Source organism: Streptomyces sp. NPDC031265, assembly GCF_055570295.1.
This window is the reverse complement of the sequence record NZ_JBVIHM010000049.1, coordinates 23,334-43,630: the sequence shown is the minus strand read 5'-3', so window position 1 is coordinate 43,630 and position 20,297 is coordinate 23,334. Positions and strand designations below refer to the sequence as shown.

General features: G+C 69.6%; 15 protein-coding genes. 6 read left to right on the top strand and 9 right to left on the bottom strand.

The genetic code is table 11. The features are described from left to right. Window positions 1-1,788 precede the first annotated feature (1,788 nt). The 3 genes from ACZ499_RS38620 to ACZ499_RS38610 form a co-directional block, all read right to left on the bottom strand. Window positions 1,789-3,132 (bottom strand): hypothetical protein, encoded by a 1,344-nt coding sequence (locus ACZ499_RS38620; protein WP_468681691.1) that lies wholly within the window; start codon window positions 3,130-3,132, stop codon window positions 1,789-1,791. A gap of 245 nt (window positions 3,133-3,377) precedes the next feature. Beyond that, the gene (locus ACZ499_RS38615; RefSeq protein WP_468681689.1) at window positions 3,378-4,994 is read right to left on the bottom strand and encodes an MFS transporter; all 1,617 of its coding nucleotides are present in this window, start codon (window positions 4,992-4,994) and stop codon (window positions 3,378-3,380) included. 480 nt (window positions 4,995-5,474) lie between these two features. Beyond that, the gene (locus tag ACZ499_RS38610; RefSeq protein ID WP_468681687.1) at window positions 5,475-6,911 is read right to left on the bottom strand and encodes a DUF2252 domain-containing protein; all 1,437 of its coding nucleotides are present in this window, start codon (window positions 6,909-6,911) and stop codon (window positions 5,475-5,477) included. A gap of 1,044 nt (window positions 6,912-7,955) precedes the next feature. Here ACZ499_RS38610 and ACZ499_RS38605 point away from each other — a divergent pair. Beyond that, on the top strand, window positions 7,956-8,378 hold the full coding sequence (locus ACZ499_RS38605) for a DUF7144 family membrane protein (protein ID WP_468681696.1): 423 nt from the start codon (window positions 7,956-7,958) through the stop codon (window positions 8,376-8,378). A 944-nt stretch (window positions 8,379-9,322) separates the two neighbouring features. Here ACZ499_RS38605 and ACZ499_RS38600 read toward each other — a convergent pair. Then, window positions 9,323-9,985: a response regulator gene (locus tag ACZ499_RS38600; protein ID WP_468681685.1), complete on the bottom strand. Its 663-nt coding sequence runs from the start codon at window positions 9,983-9,985 to the stop codon at window positions 9,323-9,325. Then, window positions 9,982-11,103, bottom strand: a complete 1,122-nt coding sequence (locus ACZ499_RS38595; RefSeq protein WP_468681684.1) for a sensor histidine kinase — start codon at window positions 11,101-11,103, stop codon at window positions 9,982-9,984. Before ACZ499_RS38595 ends, ACZ499_RS38600 begins: the two co-directional genes overlap by 4 nt. Window positions 11,104-11,366: 263 nt before the next feature. On the opposite strand from ACZ499_RS38595, the gene ACZ499_RS38590 reads away from it, so the two are divergent. The 3 genes from ACZ499_RS38590 (at window position 11,367) to ACZ499_RS38580 (ending at window position 13,618) form a co-directional block, all read left to right on the top strand. Beyond that, window positions 11,367-12,287: an ABC transporter ATP-binding protein gene (locus ACZ499_RS38590; RefSeq protein ID WP_468681682.1), complete on the top strand. Its 921-nt coding sequence runs from the start codon at window positions 11,367-11,369 to the stop codon at window positions 12,285-12,287. Further along, the gene (locus tag ACZ499_RS38585) at window positions 12,284-13,114 is read left to right on the top strand and encodes an ABC transporter permease (RefSeq protein WP_468681681.1); all 831 of its coding nucleotides are present in this window, start codon (window positions 12,284-12,286) and stop codon (window positions 13,112-13,114) included. Before ACZ499_RS38590 ends, ACZ499_RS38585 begins: the two co-directional genes overlap by 4 nt. A gap of 147 nt (window positions 13,115-13,261) precedes the next feature. Continuing rightward, the gene (locus ACZ499_RS38580; protein ID WP_468681679.1) at window positions 13,262-13,618 is read left to right on the top strand and encodes a hypothetical protein; all 357 of its coding nucleotides are present in this window, start codon (window positions 13,262-13,264) and stop codon (window positions 13,616-13,618) included. 61 nt (window positions 13,619-13,679) lie between these two features. Here ACZ499_RS38580 and ACZ499_RS38575 read toward each other — a convergent pair whose 3' ends face one another. Further along, entirely contained in the window at window positions 13,680-14,225 is a 546-nt protein-coding gene (locus ACZ499_RS38575; RefSeq protein ID WP_468681695.1) for a GNAT family N-acetyltransferase, read from the bottom strand. Between the two features lie 96 nt (window positions 14,226-14,321). On the opposite strand from ACZ499_RS38575, the gene ACZ499_RS38570 reads away from it, so the two are divergent. After that, complete coding sequence (locus tag ACZ499_RS38570; RefSeq protein WP_468681677.1) at window positions 14,322-14,678, top strand: DUF302 domain-containing protein; 357 nt, start codon at window positions 14,322-14,324, stop codon at window positions 14,676-14,678. 123 nt (window positions 14,679-14,801) lie between these two features. Here the strand turns inward: ACZ499_RS38570 and ACZ499_RS38565 are convergent, their stop codons facing one another. From ACZ499_RS38565 to ACZ499_RS38555, 3 genes are all read right to left on the bottom strand, one after another. After that, complete coding sequence (locus tag ACZ499_RS38565) at window positions 14,802-15,185, bottom strand: tautomerase family protein (protein WP_468681675.1); 384 nt, start codon at window positions 15,183-15,185, stop codon at window positions 14,802-14,804. 230 nt (window positions 15,186-15,415) lie between these two features. Beyond that, on the bottom strand, window positions 15,416-17,941 hold the full coding sequence (locus ACZ499_RS38560) for a collagenase (protein WP_468681674.1): 2,526 nt from the start codon (window positions 17,939-17,941) through the stop codon (window positions 15,416-15,418). Window positions 17,942-18,421: 480 nt separating this feature from the next. Continuing rightward, entirely contained in the window at window positions 18,422-18,745 is a 324-nt protein-coding gene (locus tag ACZ499_RS38555; RefSeq protein WP_468681672.1) for a hypothetical protein, read from the bottom strand. A gap of 419 nt (window positions 18,746-19,164) precedes the next feature. On the opposite strand from ACZ499_RS38555, the gene ACZ499_RS38550 reads away from it, so the two are divergent. Further along, the gene (locus ACZ499_RS38550; RefSeq protein WP_468681671.1) at window positions 19,165-19,677 is read left to right on the top strand and encodes an STAS domain-containing protein; all 513 of its coding nucleotides are present in this window, start codon (window positions 19,165-19,167) and stop codon (window positions 19,675-19,677) included. Window positions 19,678-20,297: the final 620 nt, after the last annotated feature.

Sequence of the window (20,297 nt, the reverse complement as noted above, 5' to 3'; positions counted from 1 at the left end):
TTCTTGCGCTGGCCACCGCCCATGCCCACGGGGTTGTTGATGTTCTTGCTCACGGTCACGGGTTCTCCCGGTAATGATGTGAAGTGATCTACGGATTCATCGGTGGAGGACGGGCGGCGACGTCGAAGGACGCCAGCAGAGGCCCATCACGCTCTCACTCGTAAATCGGCGTCTGGAAGAACATGACAAAGACCTTACCTGCTTCCGTCGGCCCCGCACACCAACCTTTTCGCCGCCCCGGCGTCGGCCGGGCCTTCGGCGAGCGTCAGGTCAGCCGTTTCCTCCCGGAATCTCAGCACCGCCAGCACCCGCCGGTGGTCGACGCACGCCCGGGGCAGGTCCAGATGCGCGTTACTGGGCCGCCGCGGGCGTTGTCAGTGGTCGCGAGCACACTGACGGCATGAGAGATCATCTCACTTGCACCCCGCCGTTACGGGACAACCTTCACCGGCCTCCACGCGAAGTCCACACCGCGCATCAGAAGTTGTGGACTGCCGCTTGAATTCAAGGGCAGACACCTGTCCGGCAAAACGCGAGGCCCCTCAATCCTGGACGCACGGCGGGCTACGGCCGTTGCGGCGGAGGGGGGCAGCGATGCCGTCGCTGAGATGCGGACCGCACTTGGTGTAGTGGATGGGCCCGCTCTGGAGGTACTCGGGGACCGCTCCTTGCGGTACGTCCTGGCAAGGGTGCCGCCCGGGCTGCGGGGCGAGGCGGCCGTGTGGGGGTGGGATGACGCGGAGGTACGCGGCCGTCTCGCCTCCCACGTCGCGGCGGAGCTGGTGGGACGGCGCTGGAGAAGGAGACGGGCCCCGCCGCCGGACGATTTTGGCCAAAGCACCTTGAAGTGCAGGGAGTTGATGGGTTCGCCAGTGGTGTTGTCAGTGCGCTCGGTTAGATTCCGGCATCTGGCGTCGTCGCCACAGGGGACACACAGACGGGGTGGGATGTCCGTGAGGAATCAGTTGACAGCGGCAGCCGGGGTAACAGCGGTGCTCGTGCTGGCGGGTGTGACGGGAGGATGTGAGGATGTCCGCTGGTCCGAGTTCTCGGAGTGCCCCGCCGCGATCCCCGTGCTGCTGCACGGTCTTCTTGACCAGGCCGCCGCGTCCGAGGCAAAGCGAGTGCTCACCAACTCCGTTCTCAACAGCATCAGCGAGATGAACATGGCCATGCCGATGGTGCTGCCGTTCCTGCTCCGCCTGGCAAGCGACCCACAGGTTCCCGCGCGGTCCGGGGTTCCTGCGCCAGGACCGCACCTGTCACAGTGGCTGGCTTGCAACAGTGAGGTCCGGAGCACGCCCGGGCGTCCCGATATGGGAGTGCCCCGGCAGCCGGCGAACTGGGTTCGCGGGGTGAGGGGGGCACTCGTGCGTGGCGGCGGTGGGCGCCTGATCGGCCACGGCTGTCCCGGCCAGCATCATGCCGGCCGACAGGGCAAGAGCGGTGCAGGCCACGACATGGCCAGCACGCAAGGTGCACGCAGAAGACAAAATTCCCCCCTGGGAATATGCGGGTGAAAGCGGAGCGGATTCGTCACGGCTCATGCGGCGAGGGAGCGCGCGGAAGCATTCCTCGCGGGCCCGCACCTGGCGCGTCGCCGTGGACGCCTGGCCATGTGTGGCCGTACGGAGACACGCTGAAATCCCCCCGCGGGAATGTGCGTGAAGCACACAGCCGATACACAGGTGGTTGAAGGGAACATCGAGTCACAGGAGGTCTGCACGAATGTGCTCGCGCGGATCGACCGGGCCGCCGAGGAGGGCGGGTGACAGCACTGGTAGAGCGTCACTCGCCGCTCTCCGGGCGGGGTGGCGCCACCCGCTCGGCTTCGATGGTCGCGGTGCGGCCGGTGGCAGCGAGGAGGGCGAGCAGTGCGAGGACGGCCAGCAGGATGATGACCAGCAGCAGGATGGTCAGAACTGTCGGATGGTTCCAGAGCGCGAAGACCAGGGCCACGATCAGCACGGCGGCCAGGGCGATCCACCGGCGGTGGGACTGGGCCCAGGTACCCGCCCGGCCGGTGCGGACCTGGTGGGCGTATGCCCACTGAGCCACGGAGCCCGCGGCGCGCTCGGATGTGCCCCGGACAGCGCGCGGCAGCCTTCCTGGGCCGATCAGGTAGGCGCCCAGCGCGATGACCACACCGAGCACGATCGCCGTGCGCAGGCTGACCCTCAAGAAGCGCAGCAGCGTGTCGAACACGGCTGCCGCGGCGGCCTCCGACTGAACCTGGGGTGGGAGATGATCCAGGTAGTAGTGGCGGGCGATGACCAGGGCGATGGCCACGATCAGGCATGCGAAGGCCGCGCCGAGAGCCGTACGGGCCAGGGCCCGGCGGCGCCGGTGTGCCAGCAGCACACCTGCCGCGCCGATCACCACGACGAGTACGGGAAACCAGTTCCCGATCAGGTCCAGCAGATGGGCGCCCTTGCGGATCTTCTCCAGCTGGTCGGACTGGAAGAGCACCATCTGCTTGTCGACCTCGGGGATCTTGGAGGCCGCGGAGAGCCCGGCGTCGACAAGTGCCTGTTTGACCTGGTCGACGGCTTCGCCGACGTCGAGGGTGACCGTCCCACCGTCCACGCCCACGGTGCCACGGCCCTCGCCGGTGAGCGCGTGCACGACGGTGGTGTGGGCTGCCCGGTTGGCGTTCGTCCAGATCCGCTCGAAGCGGTCGCTGCGCACGAAACGGGTGGCCACCTTCTCGACCGTGTCGTTGACCGCGGAGTCGAGTTGCGGGCCCAGCCCCTTCAGGGACTGCGCGGCGCGGGGCGGCAGTCCCCGGGATTGCAGCCAGGCGGCGATGTCCGCGGCGGCCTGGCTGCCGTCCACCCGCACGTCGGCGGCATGCGTGATGCGCTTGACCGCCGCGTCCTCGATCGCCGGATCCGAGGCCAGCGGCGAGACCGTTGCCACGTAGCGGCCGGTGTCGAGAGCGATGTCGTGCACCCAGACCGTGAGCAGTGCGACCGGCACCAGGATGCAGGTGAGGACGATGAGCACTGCCGAGGCGGTGTTCCGCGTGATCCTCAGGGCCGCCGAGCCGTGCTTGGGCTCACTGCCCGCCGAGTCACCCGCGCCGCCCCCCGGGGCGGCATCGGGCTCGGATGGCTCGTGCGGGCTGGTCATGGGGGCTCCGGGGTCTGGGGGGACTGCCTGCCTCCATTTCCGCCGCTTTATGCTGAGACGGCCCGCCCAGGTGGGCCGTACGGGCGAGTGGCGGTCAATCACCCGGGCCCGTGGTCCTGCACTGCGCGACGGGGTCCTTGCCGATGCAGGCCGCGTACGCGTGCACGGCCTTTATGGGCGCTGTGCGCCTTTCCCAGCCCCTCGGGGCGGGGCAGCAAGAACGGCTTGTTCCGGCCGTCCTGTGACTATGACTCCGCCGAACGGGGCTGGGTTTCCGGGATCCGTGAGGTGAAGAACATCGCGAGGAGCGCGGTGAAGGCGAGGATCGCGAGCGCGGCACGCAGACCGTCGATCCTGGCGTCGGCGTTCGCGTCAAGTGCCGCCTGAGTCACCTCCGTGCTCGTGCCCGCCTTGTCGAGGGCGGACTTGAGCTGGTCGTCCGACAGGAACGGGGCGCCGCTTTGGAGTTCGGCAGTCGCCTGGCTCTTGACCTCGGCCGGGACCGCCGGATTCCGCTCCACGCCGGCGAGGAAGGAAGTCGTCAGCGCGGCGATCATGATCGAGCCGGCGAGTGCCGTACCGATCGAGGCCCCGAGGTTGGTGACGGCGTTCTGGACGCCGCCGACCTCGGCGCTCTGTGCTTCGGGCACTGCGGACACGGTGACCGAACCGAGCTGGGACGCCAGTGCGCCCATGCCGAGCCCGATCAAAAGGAGGGGGATGGTGACGATTTCCGCGCCGGCTTCCGCGTCGAGCGCGGCCATCAGGACCACCGCGCCGACGAGCAACGCGAGGATCCCGAGCCGCACCACCCGCCGCGGCGAGACATCGGGGAAGAAGCGGGGGATCAGGACGGCGGCCGCCAGCAGCGTCACCGAGAGCGGCAGGATGCGGGCGCCGGTCGTGAGCGCGGACAGGCCCAGGGCAACCGACAGATAGAGCGGTACGACGAAGAACACGCCCATCTGAACGAGGTACTGGAAGAAGAACATCGTCAGCCCGCCGGTGAGCTGCTTGTTGTGCAGCATGCCCGGGTCGACGAGCGGCTCCCTGCGCTGCTCCACCATGCGGGCCTCCCAGCGGAGGAAGAGCCAGACCAGCAGCAGCCCCGCCAGCATCAGCCACACGACCAGCGAAACCCCGAGCCACGAGGGCGCGTCGGGCTTGGGCTGGAACCAGCCCCATTCGTCCGAGCGGAGTACGCCGTAGACGAAGATCCCGAGCCCGAGCGCGGACAGTGCGGCGCCTGGGAGATCGATGCGAGGGCGTTCACCGATCGGCGCGTCAGCGGTGCGGCCGGCAAGCACCAGGATGCCGAGCACCATCACGACCTCACCGGCGAAGATCCACCGCCAGGAGAAGTACGTCGTGGCAACACCCCCGATGAGCGGCCCGACCGCGATCGCCGCGGCCCCTGCGGCCGCGACGAGGCCGTAAGCGGCGGGACGGCGTTCAGCGGCGAAGTTGCTCGCCACGAGCGCCACGATCGCGGGCAGGATGAGTGCCGCCCCGATCCCCTCAAGGAACGACCAGCCGAGCAGCAGTACGGGCAGGTTCGGCGCGAGCGCAGTGGTGAGGGAGCCGCAGCCGTAGATGACGCAGCCGATCATGAACGCGCGTTTACGGCCGATCACTGCCCCGACCTTGCCGCCGGGAATCATGAACATCGCCATCACGAGGGTGTAGGCCGTGATGGCGCCCTGGACACCCGTCACTGTCGTACCCACGTCCTCGGCCACCGTCGCGATCGAGACGTTCATGACCGAGCTGTCGAGCGCCATCAGGAACTGACCGGCCGCGAGTGTCAGCAGGACGATTCGCGCCGTTGCCGAGCTCTCAGCAGTGGTTGTCCTGGGTGCCATGGGCGAATCGTCCCAGCTGCCCCGGAGGGTGATCCGCGACCCGCCACGGAGGTCAACCGATTGGCGGGCCGAGGCCGGCGGAGTCACTTCGGGCGGGAATCGTCATGGCGCGAGAGGAGTGCAAGGGGCAGCCTCAAACACTGGCAGATGTGCGTGTCGTCGTCCGCACTCGGGCAGAACTCGAACGCTCACCACCGCATCGACTGCCTCTACTCGACTTTCAGCCCCGCCTCACCTTCGGTGTTCGGCCGAACCCGCGACCGAGTACGAAATCCGCAGCCCGAGCGAGGCCGCCCTGACCCGGGCAGGCTTCGACTTCCCGGAGGGCGTCACCACGCGGTGGCAATTCCGCGGTGCACAGGCGAGCCCCGTCCGAGCGGACGAGGCCTGGCATGCCGAGCGCCTCACCAAGAGCGCGTGGCACCGCCGCTCGACTCCGCCGGCACGACCCCGCCCGCCCCGCGCACACGCCTCTCCGGGTCAGGCCGCCGGCAGCTCCTCCGCGGGAAGTCGGCCTGCGCGCACCGCGTCGACCAGGGCCTGGTGGTCGCGCTCGTTCTGGTCGGCGTAGGACTCCGCGAATGCGGCGAGTGCTCGGTCGAACGAGTCGCCGCTCCCCAGGTACGCGGCGATCGCGATGCGGTCGCCGGACCGCGCGTGCGCACGAGACAGGGTGACCCCGCACAGTTCGCCGAACGCCTGCATGTCCTTCGGCTGCATCCTCTCCGGCATGGCGATGCCCTTCCAGTCGCGCAACTGGCGGACGTAGAAGTCGCGCTGCTTGCCGTCGATCCCGTCCACCCGCTCCCAGCCGAGGAAGATGTCACTCGTGGCCTGCATCAACCGCTGTCCCGAGACCACTCGCTCGCCCTGGTTGGCGTACCGGCTCGCTCCGACGTGATCGGCGAGTACGGACGTGTCGGCCTCCTTGGCCTGGAGGAAGAGCGGGTCCTGGCCGTCCCGGCCGAGCAGGAGGAAGATCCAGCACCGGGTGCCGACGCTGCCGACACCGACCACCTTGCGGGCGACGTCCGCCAGTCGGTAGTCCTCCAGGAGGGTGCGCCGGTCGGAAGCGAGAGTGCTGCCGTACCGCTCGATCAGGCCGCGGAACTGGCGCTCCAGAGCGCTGCGTTCGACGTCCGGCAGCAGGTGGCCGGCCGGGATGAGCAGCGGGGGATCCGCCACGATCCTGGGCCGGCCGTCCACCGTCTCGGTGAGCTTGTCGAAAGCCTGCAGGCTGTCGCGGGTACGGGCCTTCGCCATGGCACGGACCAGCCTCTTCCGACCGCTCTTCGTTCCGCGGAGTCGGCCTGCGGCCAGGGACTCAAGGAGGTCCGCGTCGATCTTCGCGTACCAGACGTCGAGGTTGCCTGTCTTTGCGAAGCGGAGCATCGCCTCGCGGTACGCACGGACCGTGGCGCTCACGATGCGGGCGCGCTCGGCGTCGTCGAAGCCGTTCGCCCTGCCCGCAATGACGAGACTCGCCGACAGCCGTTTGACGTCCCATTCCCAGGGGCCCGGCAGCGTCTCGTCGAAGTCGTTGATGTCGAACATCAACTGTCGCTCCGGCGAGCCGAGCAGACGAAAGTTCAGCATGTGCGCGTCCCCGCACAGTTGGGCCGTGAATCCCGAGGTCGGGCTGTCGGCCAGGTCGGACGCCATGATTGCGGCGGCTCCCCGGTAGAAGCGGAACGGGGACTCCATCATCCGGCCGTAGCGGATCGGGACGAGTTCGGGCACCCGTGCAGCGGACTGCGCCTCCAGGATCGCCAGCGGGTCCGGCCGGCCGGGAGACGGCTTGTACACGGCGTGGCCCGACCGGGGTGAGCGGCGCCGCGCCTCCTTGCCGAAAGCCCCGCGTTCCTCGGGCGTGGTGTTGGGTACCGCGCGCATCGCCGTGATCGCCTTCTGGGTCATCGCAAAGCCCTCCTGCCTGGTCCTGCGGCCGTTGGGACGCACGGCACAGGGCACATCGGACAAGAGGGCTCCGTGACCTTCTCCGATGTCGGCCGCGCGGATCATCGATGCCGGATGGGCATACGCTCTCAGCCCTGAGACTCGATCTTGGTATCGGCGACGACGACGGCGATGCCGAGTGCCGAGTGCCGCGGCGATGTTGCCCGCTGCAGTCATGACGCGGGCGGTGCCACGATGGGCGCGCTATCGACCAGGACGTCCTGTGGCTGGTCGGCGGTCAGGCCGCTCTTCAGGGCGGGTCGATATGGGCACGTAGGAGATCGGCGGAGCATCCGAGGCGGCGAGCGCCGCGATGCGCGTGAGTTTGAGCATGTCCGGGGCCAACCCGTTCGCTCGATCGAGTCGACCGTCATGGCGGCGAGGTGTCCAGGACAGGCGTTTCAGATGCAGTGGACATGTCGCATGCCCTCCTGGCGAGTTTCCGAGCCCGAGGGATATATGAGCCGGAGAGAACCGACTTCCGCGAGGCTGAAGCTCCCCTCAACCCTAAACCCCTTCCCGACCTCGCGCATGGGGGCGCCTGCTCCGCCGCACCATGGGGACAGGCGGGTCGTCCGGCGAGGGTCCGGCCTGCATGAAGACCCAGTCAGCCGGGTTGACGGTGCCCGTGGACCTCTCCGGCAGATCCGGCTCGTTTCAGCGTCTGCGGCGCGAGTTGCCATGCCCTTCCCGGCACTCATTTCGTCCGCGCCGACTTGCAGGAAACGCCGGATGGGATGCCATCCACAGATACGAGAGCCCGGTTGCCGTGATCGGTACGTGGTTGCCGTATGCGCGACGAAACGGCTCTGCCCTGCACATAGACGAAATCGCTCTGCCCTGCACATATGGGCCCTGAACTTCTCATCAAGCACCCCCGCTCAGGCACCCCGAGATGCGGAGTGATCCCGCTGGGCCGAGATTGGAAGTAGCCCGACCGGCCGAACGCGAACGCGCGGTTGCGCGGGGCCGTCCGACACGAAGGAGCCGACGATGACCAGTCATATGAGTGACACCCACTCGGGTGCGGCGGTGCGGAGTTCGGAAAGGACCGGCATCGGCAGCGGCTGGCTGGTGTTCGCCGCCGTCCTGATGATCTTCGGCGGCCTGATGATGATCTTCACGGGCATCGCCGCCATCGCCAACGACGACGTGTTCGTCAACACGCGCAACTATGTGTACAAGTTCGATCTCACCGGATGGGGCTGGATCCATCTGCTCATGGGCATCCTCGTCACTCTCGCAGGTGCCGCCTTGTTCAAGGGCGCCACCTGGGCCAGGATCGTCGGCGTGGGGCTGGCCGGCCTGGCCATGCTCGCGAACTTCCTGTGGATCCCCTACGCGCCGTTCTGGGCCATCGTTCTGATCGCGATCAACGGCTTCGTGATCAGGGCACTGTGCACCGCTCCCAGTCCATCGGAGCGGTGAACCAGGGCATGGCCCCAAGGTGCGGGCCGACACCCAGGCCGCATCCGGATCGGAGACACCCATGAAGGACCTGACGTTTGAGCAGACGCGCTCGCTGTCATGCCGTCGAAGTCGTGGTGGGTGAAGGAGCTGACGACCGTCACCGTCTCGCGGGCGCGGGGGATGGCGACGTTCAGACGGCGCTCTCCCCCGTCGTTGGTTGCACGGCCCGAAGGCCATGGACAGCCGGCCGTTGGCGCCTTTGCGGTAGCCGATGCTGTGGATGACGGCGCCGCGTTCGTCGCCCTGGACCTGTTCGAGGTTCTTGGTGAAAAACGCCGTCGGGGGCCGGCATCGGGGCTGAAGAACTCTTGGAGTTCGGGCCGTCTTGGAGGCGTGGCGCAGGGCGAGGGTGACGCGGTCGGCGTGGCGCTGGCCCATGGTGATGACGCCGAGGCTGAGGTGAGGGGTGTGGGTGGCGTGGTCGAGGGCCAGCTTCTGAGCCGGACCGGACCACCGTGCGGAAGGTGGCAGAGGTCCGTGCGGTCGCGGAGAGCGGCTGCACGCCACGCTCACGAAGGCCGCCCGCCGCGCGCACCCAACTCCGCCCGGCGACCTGGTGGCTACGCTGAAGACGCCGCAGGACAAGCGGTACTCGGACCTCGAGCAGCTGCGCCGACCGCCGACGCGGACCATGGGCACCGCGCGATGACGAACGCGTCGCAGCGGGTGGATGAGATCGCTGCGTTGCAGCTGGGGCGGGTGAAGCCGAACAAGGTCCCGCCAAACCGGCTGGCGCCGCTGGCCCGGTACGGGCTGGACACGAAGGCACCGAACCTGAGCGGGCCTCCGCGCCGCTGGCCCGGTACGGGCTGGACACGAAGGCACCGAGCCTGAGCGAGCCTCGGAACCGAAGCGCACGGCGATGGGGCCGAGGTGTACGAGCCCGAGGACGGGGGACGCCATCAGCGAGGCAGCGTGGCGAGCCCCATCTCGTAGGCGGTGATCACGAGCTGGACCCGGTCCCGGGCGCCCAGTTTGGTGAGCAGTCGTGACACGTGCGACTTGGCGGTGGCCACGGTGATGAAGAGGTCCTCCGCGATCTCGGTGTTCGACCGGCCGCGTCCGACCAGGGCCAGCACTTCCTGTTCCCGCTCGGTGATGCCCTCGACCGGCCGGGGGGAGCGCTTCGGGGCAGCTTCGGGGCGCCGGGCGAAGTCCGCGATCAGACGGCGCGTCACGCCCGGTGCGATCAGTGCGTCGCCGGCGGCGACCACGCGGATCGCCGCGAGGATGTCGTCAAGGGCCATGTCCTTGACCACGAAGCCGCTGGCGCCGGCCCGGAGCGCGCCGTAGACGTGGTCGTCCTCGTCGAAGGTGGTCAGGATGAGGACGCGGGTCGTTGCCGGACCGGCCGTGATCAGGCGGGTGGCCTCGATCCCGTCCATGCCGGGCATCCGGATATCCATCACCACGACGTCGGGGCTGATATCCCTGACCAGTTGGACCGCCTCGGCGCCGGTGGAGGCTTCACCGACGACATCCAGGTCGGGGTGATCGGCCATGAGTACACGCAGACCGGACCGCACCAGCGGCTGGTCGTCGGCGAGCACCACCCGGACGGTCATCGGGCCTCCACGGGAACTTTGACGGGTGCGGGCAGTGGCAGCCGCGCTGCTACCCGAAAGCCGCCCTCGGGACGCGGCCCGGCGCTCAGGTGACCGCTGAGCAGGCCGACCCGCTCCCGCATGCCCACGATGCCGAAGCCATGGGCCGGGCTGTTCTCAGTAGCGCCGCGCCCGTCGTCGACGACCTCCACGGACAGCTCCTCGTCTTTGTAGTCGATGGCCACCTGGCAACGTCCGGTGCCCGCGTGGCGCACCACGTTGGTCAGCGCCTCCTGCACGATGCGGTAGGCGGACAGGTCGATGTCGGCCGGCACGGCACGCTGCTCCCCACTGCGGCGCACGTCGACGCGTACTCCCGCGTCCGCGGTCGCTGCCGCCAGCCGTTCGACGTCCGCCAGCCCTGGCGAGGGCCCGAGCGGCGACTGCTCCGAGGCGCTCGCGCCCCGGTCGGCCTGACGGAGCGACACCAGCGTGCGCCGAAGGCCCGACAGCGTCTCTCGGCTGGTGGCCTCGATGGCGCGCAGCGCCTCGCGTGCCTCCGCCGGCTGGGTCTGGATGACCCGGCTCCCCACACCGGCCTGAATGGCGATGATGCCGATACTGTGCGCGACCACGTCGTGCAGCTCCCGTGCGATCCGCAGCCGTTCGGCGGTCACGGCCTCGGCCACCTCCTGCGAACGCAGCGCCACCGCGTGCTCGCGGCGCTCGCGACTCACCAGACCGGCCATGCAGGACGCGGCCATCGCCAAGAGGGCGATCACCCCGTTGACAGTCAGGTTGTCCCCGTGCGCAAAGCCGCCGATCACCAGGAGTTGCACGGTGAAGGACACGGCCACGGCCACGATCGAAGGCCGCCGTATGCAGGTGGCGACGATGAAGCCCAGGACGAGGTCCACCGCCAGATACGACAGGAACTGGCCCTGATACCCCACCGACAGGTCCGCATGGACGGAGCTTGGAGTGCCCACCACCACGGCGGTGGATCCAAAGAGTGCCATCGCCAGAGCCAGCAGCGGCATCCGTCGCACCACGCCGATGAGCAGGCTCACGGCCAGCAGTGACCCGACAGCGTGGACCGAGCCCGACGCACGCGGCGCGCCTCCCACGAGCAGCCCCACGATGAGAAGGTAGGTGGCACCCCCCGCCCAGGCCACGGCCTTCGTTCTCGTCATCGGCGGTGTGCCGTCTCGGGAACAAGACCGCGGTGCGCAACGGGCGCGGGCAACGTGGTGATCGTTTCGGGGTTCACGCCGAGAGACTAGCCGGTCACCGCCCGCGCGGCATCAGCCCGGGGACGTACGCCCACGGGCCAACCCGGCAAGCACGATTGCCGCCCACGGCCCCATGTCCGCACGGGGGTCCGCTCGGCAGTGTGGGTGCCGTGATCGAAGTCAACGAACTCACCAAGCGCTACGGCAGCAAGACGGCCGTCGACCATCTGTCCTTCACCGTGCGGCCGGGCCAGGTCACCGGATTCCTCGGCCCCAACGGAGCCGGCAAGTCCACCACCCTGCGGATGATCCTCGGCCTGGACGCGCCCACCACCGGCGCCGCCACCGTCAGCGGCGTCCCCTTCCACCGCCACCCGCGCGGACTGCGGCACGTCGGCGCCCTCCTCGACGCCGGCCAGGTCCACGGCGGCCGCAGCGCCGCCGCCCACCTGTCCGGCCTGGCCCGCAGCAACGGCATCCCGCGGCGCCGAGTGGACGAGGTGCTGCAGGAAGTGGGGCTGGCCGATGCGGCGACCCGCCGCATCGGCGGATTCTCCCTCGGCATGAAGCAACGGCTGGGCATCGCCACCGCCCTGCTCGGCGACCCGCCCGTGCTCATGTTCGACGAGCCGATCAACGGCATGGACCCGGAGGGCGTGCTCTGGGTACGCCGGCTCTTCCGGCGTCTGGCCGCCGAGGGGCGCACGGTCTTCCTCTCCAGTCACCTGATGTCGGAGATGGAGAACACCGCCGACCAGCTGGTCGTCATCGGCCTGGGCCGCCTCATCGCCGCCGAGTCGGTACGGGACTTCGCGGCCCGCGGCACCCGTCGCAGCGTCGTGGTCGGGACACCACAGGCCGCCGAGCTGGCAGCCGTGCTGAGCGCGGCGGGTGCCTCGGTCGAGCCGGAGGGCTCGGCGGGCGCCGAGAAGCTCGCTGTGACCGGGCTCCCGGCGGACCGGATCGGAGCGCTCGCCTTCGAGAACCGTATCCGGCTGGACGAGTTGACCACCCGCACAGCCTCACTGGAGGCGGCCTTCATGGAACTCACCGCCGAGAGCGTCGAATACCAGGCAGGACAGCCCCGATGACCACACACGCCCCCGTGTCCCCGGCCACCTCCGTCGCCGGGCCGCCCGTCCGCTTCCGCGACCTGCTCGCCTCCGAGTGGATCAAGACGCGGTCCCTGCGCTCCACCCCGTGGACGATCGTCCTGACCGTCCTGTTCGTCATCGGGTCCGCCGCCGCGGCCACGCTGTCGGACAGCGCCGCGGGCTCCGGCTCCGGCCCCGCTGATTTCCTGCCCTTCGACGCCTACCCTCCGGCCGGCTCCTGGACGCTGATACTCGTCGCCGCCAGCATGGGCGCCCTCACCGTCGTCAGCGAGTACAGCAGCGGCCTGATCCGCACCACCACCGTGGCCGTCCCCGCCCGCGGCCAGCTGGTACTGGCCAAGGCAGCCGTCACCGCCGTGCTGTGGACCGCGGTCGGCACGGCCGCCTCCACCGGCTCCTTCCTGGTCTCCCAGGCCATACTGAACGGGCGCCATGCCGCCGTTCCGATCACCCATCCCGGGGTGTTCCGAGCGCTGGTGGCATCCGCGCTGCTGGCCCCGGTCTGTGCCCTGGTCGGTCTGGGCCTCGGCGTTCTGCTCCGGCACGCCGCCGCAGCCACGGTCACCAGCGTCTTCACCCTGCTGATGCTGCCCACCATGTTCTCGGAGAGCAACCGCTGGTCGGCGGACATCAAACACACGCTGGTGTCGGCCGCCTGGAAGCGCCTGGCCCAGAACTGGGAGCCGGACCCCGGATCCCTGGGCTACACCGCCACGGTCCCCGGCTCCTGGATGGTGTACGCGCTCTGGCCGCTGATCACGGTCGCACTCGCCGTGCTCGTCGTGAGGCGCCGGGACGTGTGAACGTGCCGCCAGGGCGCGCGGACTGCACCCTGGAGGCACGCTCCGGCTGCCCAGCTGTGAGCCGGCAGGCGGCGTCGGAACGGTGTCGGCGGCCTGCTGGCCCTGCGGCTTCGCCCTGCCCGGCCGTTGGCCGCCGGTGCGGCGGCGATGGTGCTGTACACCGGACTGCCGCTCTGCGTGGCACTGGGCGCCGACCTGCCCGTACTACTCGCGGGCCACGTCCTGGGCGGCGGCGCCTGGGCGTTCTGGTCGGTGATGTGGGCGACCAGTGTGCAGACCCACACCCCGCCCGCGGTGCTCAACCGCGTCACGGCGTACGAGCAGGCCGGCTCGGTGTCCGGGATGGCGCTCGGCCAGATACTGGCGGGGCCGGCCACCGCACCGGTCGCCCCGGGGCGGCTGCTGCTGGTGCCGGCGGGCACCTGCCTGGCGGGCTGTGCGGCACTGTTCGCGGTCCCGGCGATCCGCACCCTGGGCCGCGCCGCTCCTCGCGAGGCGGGCTAGCCGGGTATGCCGGACGGACCGTGAGCGGCCCGGGCCCCGCTCGGCCGCGGCCCCCGCCCCGTCAGCCGGGGGGCGGGTCGTCGTGCAGCAACCGCTGGAAGAGGCGGTGGTCGCGCCAAGCACCGTTGATGTGCAGGTACTTGGGCGCGGTGCCGTACTGCTCGAACCCCGCCTTGGCGAGCACGCGCTGCGAGGCGGTGTTGTCGACCAGGGTGCCGGCCTCCACACGGTGCAGACCGAGTTCCTCGCGGGCGATGCGGCAGACCTCCTTCACCGCGGCCGTCGCCAGTCCCCTGCCCGCCCACGCCTGGTCCACCCAGTAGCCGAGGCCGCCGCTGCGGAACGGCCCGAGGGCGATACTGCCGAGGTTGACGGCCCCGACAGGCGTGCCGGTAGCCGTCTCGATCAGGACGTACGGTCGTAGCCGCCCTGCCTCACGCTCCGCGAGCAGTCCGCTGATCCTCTCGCGCTGGCCGTGCTCGGTGTAGAACTCCTCGGGCCGGTACGGCTCGAAGGGCCGCAGCGACACCCGGTTGCGGCGCAACGTCTCCGCCAGACCCGCCGCGTCCCCAGGTGAGACCTCACGCATCGCCACCCCGTTGATCATCACGCGCGCAGCATACCGACCGGGGGCGCGCGGACCGCTTCTGGGGCGCGCGGGAGCGATAAGCGCCTCCCTTCGCGAGACCCCCCGCGGGCGGCAGTGGCGCAGAAGATCGGCGTCACGCTGGAGCCCTACGTGATCCTGGGCGCCTGCGACCCCCCGCCGGCCCACCGTGCCCTGAAGGCGACCGCGGAGATCGGGCTGCTCCTGCCCGGAGCCGCCCTGATCAGTGCGGCCGGATTGCTCATGCCCTCGTCCGGCCTCGGCCGGGTCCCCTTCGCGTCGCTCTGCGAGGTGGGCGGCGTGGCCGGGCCGCCCGGACAGAACCGCTCCGTGCCTGTGCCCCGCCCGTCTCGTACGCCGGCCGCATGCGCATGTGGCCCACGCTTAGCTGGACCCCCGACGCGAGCCTGCCGCCCGGCACCACGGATCCGGGACCGGTCGCCCACGCTTTGAGCAGCGGCGGTGTGCTGGTGCTCAGCGGAACCGGCCTCTCCAAGGATCCCCGACCACCGGCGACTGCCTGACCGAGGCCGTCCCGCTGGGCCCCGTTGGATCCGCGGCCCGGCCGACCGGGCGTCAGGCGAGGTACTGGGCCTCGCCGTTGCCCAGCGACCAGTCGGCGTCGGCGTTCTCGGTCAGCACCACGAACACGTTGCGGGGTTCCGTTCCGGCGTATTCCTGGGCGAGTTCGGCGATGCGCCGGTACAGCGCCTGCTTCTGCGCGGCCGGACGGCCCTCCCGCAGGGTGATCGCCACGTAGACGATGCCGTCGTCCCGTTGCACGCCGAGATAGGTGCCGTGCCGCAGGACGCCGCTCTGGCCGTCGTGTGCCGTCAGGATCTGGAACCGGTCCTCGTCCGGGAAGCCCATCACCTCCCCCAACGCCTCGTGCACCGCCCGCCCCAAGGCCGTCAGCCGCCCGGTGTCACGGCCCAGCACATCGATGCGTACGAGCGGCATACATCCTCCAGATACGGGATCGACAAGATCGCGATCCGATCGTACATACCAGTAGGTACGGACCGTTGGCGGCCCAGCGCTGAGGGGCGAACACCGGCAAGAGGGCGCGCCCGTCTCCGGCGAACCGAAGTCCGCCGGAAACGGGCGCGCAGAGCCGTCCTTGCGCCCGGCCGCCCGCGCAGGCGGACGGGCGAGGAGGGGTCAGCGGGCCGGGCCGCGTTGAGACGGGGTCAGTAGGCCGTGGTGACCGTGACGCCGCTGAACGCCGTCTGCGCGTACAGGCTGACGTACCGGTATCCGGCCGTGGTGTTGGTGACGGTGATGCTCTCGGCGTTTGCGGTGTTCGTCGAGCGCGCGGTGTACGCCGAAGGGCCCGCCCAGGTGGTGGGGTTGTAGTAGAGGTCCGCGTTGCCCGTGCCTCCGGCGGTGGTGATCCGCAGCGTGACGGTGCCGGCCGGCATGTACAGGTACAGGTAGTCCAGGTCCCCCGCCTTGGCCGAGCGGCCGGAGCGGGAGCAGTTGCGGCCCAGGACGCGGATGTCGGCGTTCGTGCAGGTCGGCAGGTTGCCGTTGAGGGTCACGGACTTGGTGCTGGTGGAGGTCAGACCCTTGGCGTCGGTCACGGCCAGGGAGATCGTGTACGTGCCGGGGGCGGTGTAGGTCTTGGACGGGTTGGCCGCCGTGGACGTGGTGCCGTCGCCGAAGTTCCACGAGCGCGCGGTGATGGTGCTGCCGGTATCGGTGGACCTGTCCGTGAGGTTCACCGTCAGACCGGAGACGGTCGCGTCGAAGGCGGCGATGGGCCCGTTGCCCATACTGCCGCAGGCTCCGGCGGCACAGGCGTCGAGCCAGGTGGTGAAGTCGGCGTCGTAGCGGGTGCCGATGCCGGTGTGGTAGACCGCGTACCCCCCGGCGTAGTCACCGGCACGGAACTTGGCCAGCATGTTCTGCACGTCGGCGGGGTGCTTCTCGATCATGTAGCGGGTGGCCAGGTAGCCCCACGGGTAGGTGCGGGTCAGGTCCGAGTTGGCGTAGGTGCTCTCCCACAGGGTGCTCAGTGCGTAGGTGTGCTGGGCCGCGTCGGCGATGGCCTCGGTGTCGGGCAGGCCGCGGTAGCTGTACGAGACGTACTCGGCGAAGCCCTCGATCCACCAGATGTCCGGTACGGCCTCTCCGGCGCCGAAGTCGCCGGCCATGTCGTAGCGTCCGTCGAGGTAGTGGGTGTACTCGTGGTTGAGGTTCCAGATGTCGCCGGGGAAGCCGTCGCCCACGCTCTTCACGTACGAGAGGAAGCGGGCCTGGTTGGCCGGGTCGGCGGGGTTGCCCTCCAGGTACTCCCCTCCGTTGTCGGTGCTGTTGCCGAAGATCCAGCCGGAGTAGGTGCGGTAGTCCTTGGGGCTGGCGAACGTCACGATCTCGATGTTCGTGTTGTGGTCGTTGGCGACGGGCCCGCTGTCCTTGACGATGCTGTGGAAGTACGCGTCCTGGCCCTGGAGGCTGGTACAGGCCGCGGTGAGAGCCGCACTGGTCAGCGACTGGGCGCGGAAGGTGTGGGCGGCGTCGCAGCGGTAGGTGATCGGCAGCGCGGCGGCCGTCAGCCGGCCGACGAAGTCGCAGGTCCCGTAGTACGAGCACTGGGCCTTGTCGTAGGTGTCGGTCATGGCGGCGACCCCGACCCACAGGGGTGCTGTCGCGCCGGTGATGGCCGAGTCGCCGAGCAGCCCCTTGGCCAGTGGCCTGACCTTGGCCTGCAGGGCGGGGGTGTCGAGGAAGCGCGCGGTCTCGGTACCGGCGTTGGAGGCGAGGTAGAACCAGGTGTCGTTCAGCTTGTCGCGGTGGTTGTGCGCGAAGGCGCCCAGCGTGTCGATGAGGCTCGGGTCAGCGGTCACGGCCTTGAGGAAGGCGGGGTTCCAGTGGCCGCGGAAGATCGGGGTGAACACGTCGTTGACGGCGGTGTCCATGCTCCAGTACGCGTCGTAGGTGCCGTTGTAGCCGTTGAGCACCTTCTGATACGTCTTCAGATAGCGAGCCTGCTCGTCGGCGCTGTCCGTCAGGATGATGACCTCGCCCATGACGTCGCCGTGGGCGGAGCTGACGTCCATGAAGTGCGGGGACGCGAAGAAGGTGTCCAGCGCGGCCTCGGTCGCCGCGGAGAGGGTCGCACCGTACGGTCCGACGTCGGAGGCGTGGTTGAACTGCACGTAGTACCCGGCACGCAGGAACAGTACGAGCTGCCACACATGGGTGGAGTTGTCCCCGGGGTAGGTCCGTGCCGTGTTCTGGAACGCGTTGGCGATGGTGACCATCTGCGCTTCGCGGAACGCGTTGCGGGCGTCGGTACCGGTGAGGGCGAACAGCGTGTTGACGCAGTCCGTGGTCGATGCCTGGACGAAGGTCACGAGGGCCGATCCGCTGCGGCTGCCGAAGTCGGCCGGGGTGCAGGAGGCCGCGGTCAGGCCCTCCGTACGGCTGGGCTTCGTCGGGGCGGTGCGGGACGGGACCGGGTTCTGCGGAGGCCGGTGGGTGGTGTCGATCGGGGTGCGGCGTTCGTCCGCGCGGTCGGACACCATCGCCGCCGATCCGGTCGGCGGCGGGGCGGTGTGTGCCATTGTCGCGGGCCGCGGGGCCGGCCCGTGGCGCTCGACCGCGGCGGCGTGGCCGGCCGGGGTGAGCACGGCTATCGACAGACACAGGGCGAGCGCGAGTATGAGCAGGCCGCCGAGACGTCGTCTTGGTCGTATTGAGGGGGTCTTCACGTGCCGCCTCCCAGCGGAGTGAAAGCCGCGCTGCCGCGCGCGGCGGTGGGGGGGGGTACCGCGGGCTGCCGGGACCTCCGGGCCGCCCTGGTGCGTACGGGCGTGTCCGTGCAGGTTTCGATCACCCACGGGCCGTGCTGATCCGTTGGCATGAACGCGACTTGCGGTGGTCGCAGCCAGAAAAATTGCACATGTCACATGGCTTGGGAAGGGAGCGCGGGTAAACCGGCAGCAATTCCCGGCAGTTGGAAGTCCTCAGCGCACCCCTGGGGCTGCCGTGACGAGCGGGGACGAGGAGGAGGCGGCAACGGGCCCCAGCTGGGCGTTCGACTCCAGGGGGCACGGCAGCTACGGGGTAAGACGACCTGCCCTCACGCTCGCCCGGTACGCCCCTTCGGAGCTGCCCTCACGGGAATCCCCAGAGAGCAGTAAGGCCGCTTTCAGCCACATGACTTATTTACGGCGACCCGTAGGACCAGGTCAGTGAGCCGCGACCGCCACGGTGATCCCGGTGTCGTCCGAAGTGACCTGGAGTCGGTAACAGGGCGCGTCGCTCTGTCCGCAGACGTACCGGGCCGAGAGCCGGGCAGCTTCGCCCAGTCGGTGTGCCCGCCATTCGGGGACCGCAGCAGCGCGCAGTACCGCGCCGGCCGCTTCGGTCGGCGCAGTCGGCGCAGTCGGCGCAGTCGGGAAGGCGCTGGATCCCGAAGGAGAGCGCCAGATGCGGACCTGCGCGTGAACGGTCGGCACGGTGGCGTCGTATGTGGTGCGGGGCAGACCCGCCACGTTGATGCTGCGTCCCATCAGAGACTCCCCTTGCGTCCATGGCCAGGACGACGGCGGAGCCGCAGGAGCAGGGCCGGTTCGGCACCCTGGCGGTCACTCGTCGTACCAAGATGCCCAGGGACCAGGGGGCCCGGGAGACGCTACGTCATCCCTGGGGCCAGGGCGAGGGATTTCTCCGCCATCCGCTTACACATGCCACAATCAGCAGGAACAACCGATAAAACTCGTACATAGATACGCCAAGTAAACATGTTGGGCCTCATACCCAAAGGGGCATCGAGGTAGGGGAGCATCGTTCCTGCGCCTCTTTCCTTCCTGCGGGTCTCCCCCCACCCCACACCCTCCGCCCCGTCGCCCCAGACCTCGGTGACCCCCTCCGCTGCTCATCTGCCCGCCGCCCACAAGGCGGCGGCCCCACCCCACCGAGGTGGCACCTCATGCTGCAGGACACCCCAACGCCCTTCATCCGACACCTGCGTACCTACCGCATCCAGGGACACGCCGTCCTGGAACTGCGCGGCGACATCGATCTCGCCACCGCCATCGAGATCACCCCGCAACTCGACACGGCAACCACTGCACCCGAACTCCTCGCCGTCATCGACCTCACCCCCGTCACCTTCATCGACTGCTCCGGCCTGACACTCCTCTGCCGCGTCCACCACCGCGTCACCGCCCGCCACGGAAACCTGCAACTGGTCTGCCCCCGTCCGCAAACCCTGCGCCTCCTGCGCATGGCCCGGCTCACCGACACCTTCCACCCCGTTCTCACCCTCGACGAGGCCCTCCACTACCGCCTTCACAGGCGCGCAGGCCAACGAGACACAGAACAGCAGGGGATCGCTCAAGACTCCTCCCAAGGCAACCCAGACATGACCGCATGCCCCGAGGCGCTTCCGCCTCGGATGCCCCCCGGCCCGCAGCAGACAGAACAGCGGCCAGCGGCATGACAACCGACGGCCGCCGAAGGCCGGCCGCAGGCGCGGCGGACCGGCCACGCCGACACCGAGCCGACGACAGGAGGATTCGGGTGCTTCACACCCCGGGCACGAGGCTGGGCCGTAACCCTGGCTCTTGAACGTGTTGATCAGGTCGACGTGCCCTTCCCCGACTCCGGAGGCATGGACGAGTGACACTCACGGTGCCGCGGCGCCAAGGCCCTGCCAGCCCTCGGGCAAGGGTGTGTCCGGAGATGGCTCTTCCAACACTTTCATAGTCGTTGATCGCCTGAACTGACCTGTGGCTCGGGGGTGTTGACAGTGGCACGCTGGCAGCGTGTGCCATCGAGTCGGAGGACCTGCTGCCACAGCTGGCTGCGGTGCAGGTCGAGACGGTTGAGGCCGGCGAGACCCACCCCACGGTCTCGGCCCGTGCCTCTCTCCGAATCGGCCGGCTGCCCGCGGGTCAACAGCCCTCTGCCGTACGCCGCAGACCCGCTCAGCCCGGCCCGCGGGGGGGGGGGGGGGGGGGGGGGGGGGGGCGGGGGGGGGGGGGGGGGGGGGGGGGGGGGGGTGTGGGGGGGGGGGGGGGGGGCCGGCGCGGACGGGGGGGGATGCCTAGCCGAGTCGGC

Coding starts and splice junctions, on each gene's coding strand:
- ACZ499_RS38610 (WP_468681687.1), bottom strand. CDS start 6,911: ATGACCCAGAAGGCGATCACGGCGATGCGCGCGGTACCCAACACCACG.
- ACZ499_RS38620 (WP_468681691.1), bottom strand. CDS start 3,132: ATGACCAGCCCGCACGAGCCATCCGAGCCCGATGCCGCCCCGGGGGGC.
- ACZ499_RS38575 (WP_468681695.1), bottom strand. CDS start 14,225: ATGATCAACGGGGTGGCGATGCGTGAGGTCTCACCTGGGGACGCGGCG.
- ACZ499_RS38550 (WP_468681671.1), top strand. CDS start 19,165: ATGCTGCAGGACACCCCAACGCCCTTCATCCGACACCTGCGTACCTAC.
- ACZ499_RS38580 (WP_468681679.1), top strand. CDS start 13,262: ATGGTGCTGTACACCGGACTGCCGCTCTGCGTGGCACTGGGCGCCGAC.
- ACZ499_RS38605 (WP_468681696.1), top strand. CDS start 7,956: ATGAGTGACACCCACTCGGGTGCGGCGGTGCGGAGTTCGGAAAGGACC.
- ACZ499_RS38555 (WP_468681672.1), bottom strand. CDS start 18,745: ATGGGACGCAGCATCAACGTGGCGGGTCTGCCCCGCACCACATACGAC.
- ACZ499_RS38585 (WP_468681681.1), top strand. CDS start 12,284: ATGACCACACACGCCCCCGTGTCCCCGGCCACCTCCGTCGCCGGGCCG.
- ACZ499_RS38565 (WP_468681675.1), bottom strand. CDS start 15,185: ATGCCGCTCGTACGCATCGATGTGCTGGGCCGTGACACCGGGCGGCTG.
- ACZ499_RS38600 (WP_468681685.1), bottom strand. CDS start 9,985: ATGACCGTCCGGGTGGTGCTCGCCGACGACCAGCCGCTGGTGCGGTCC.
- ACZ499_RS38615 (WP_468681689.1), bottom strand. CDS start 4,994: ATGGCACCCAGGACAACCACTGCTGAGAGCTCGGCAACGGCGCGAATC.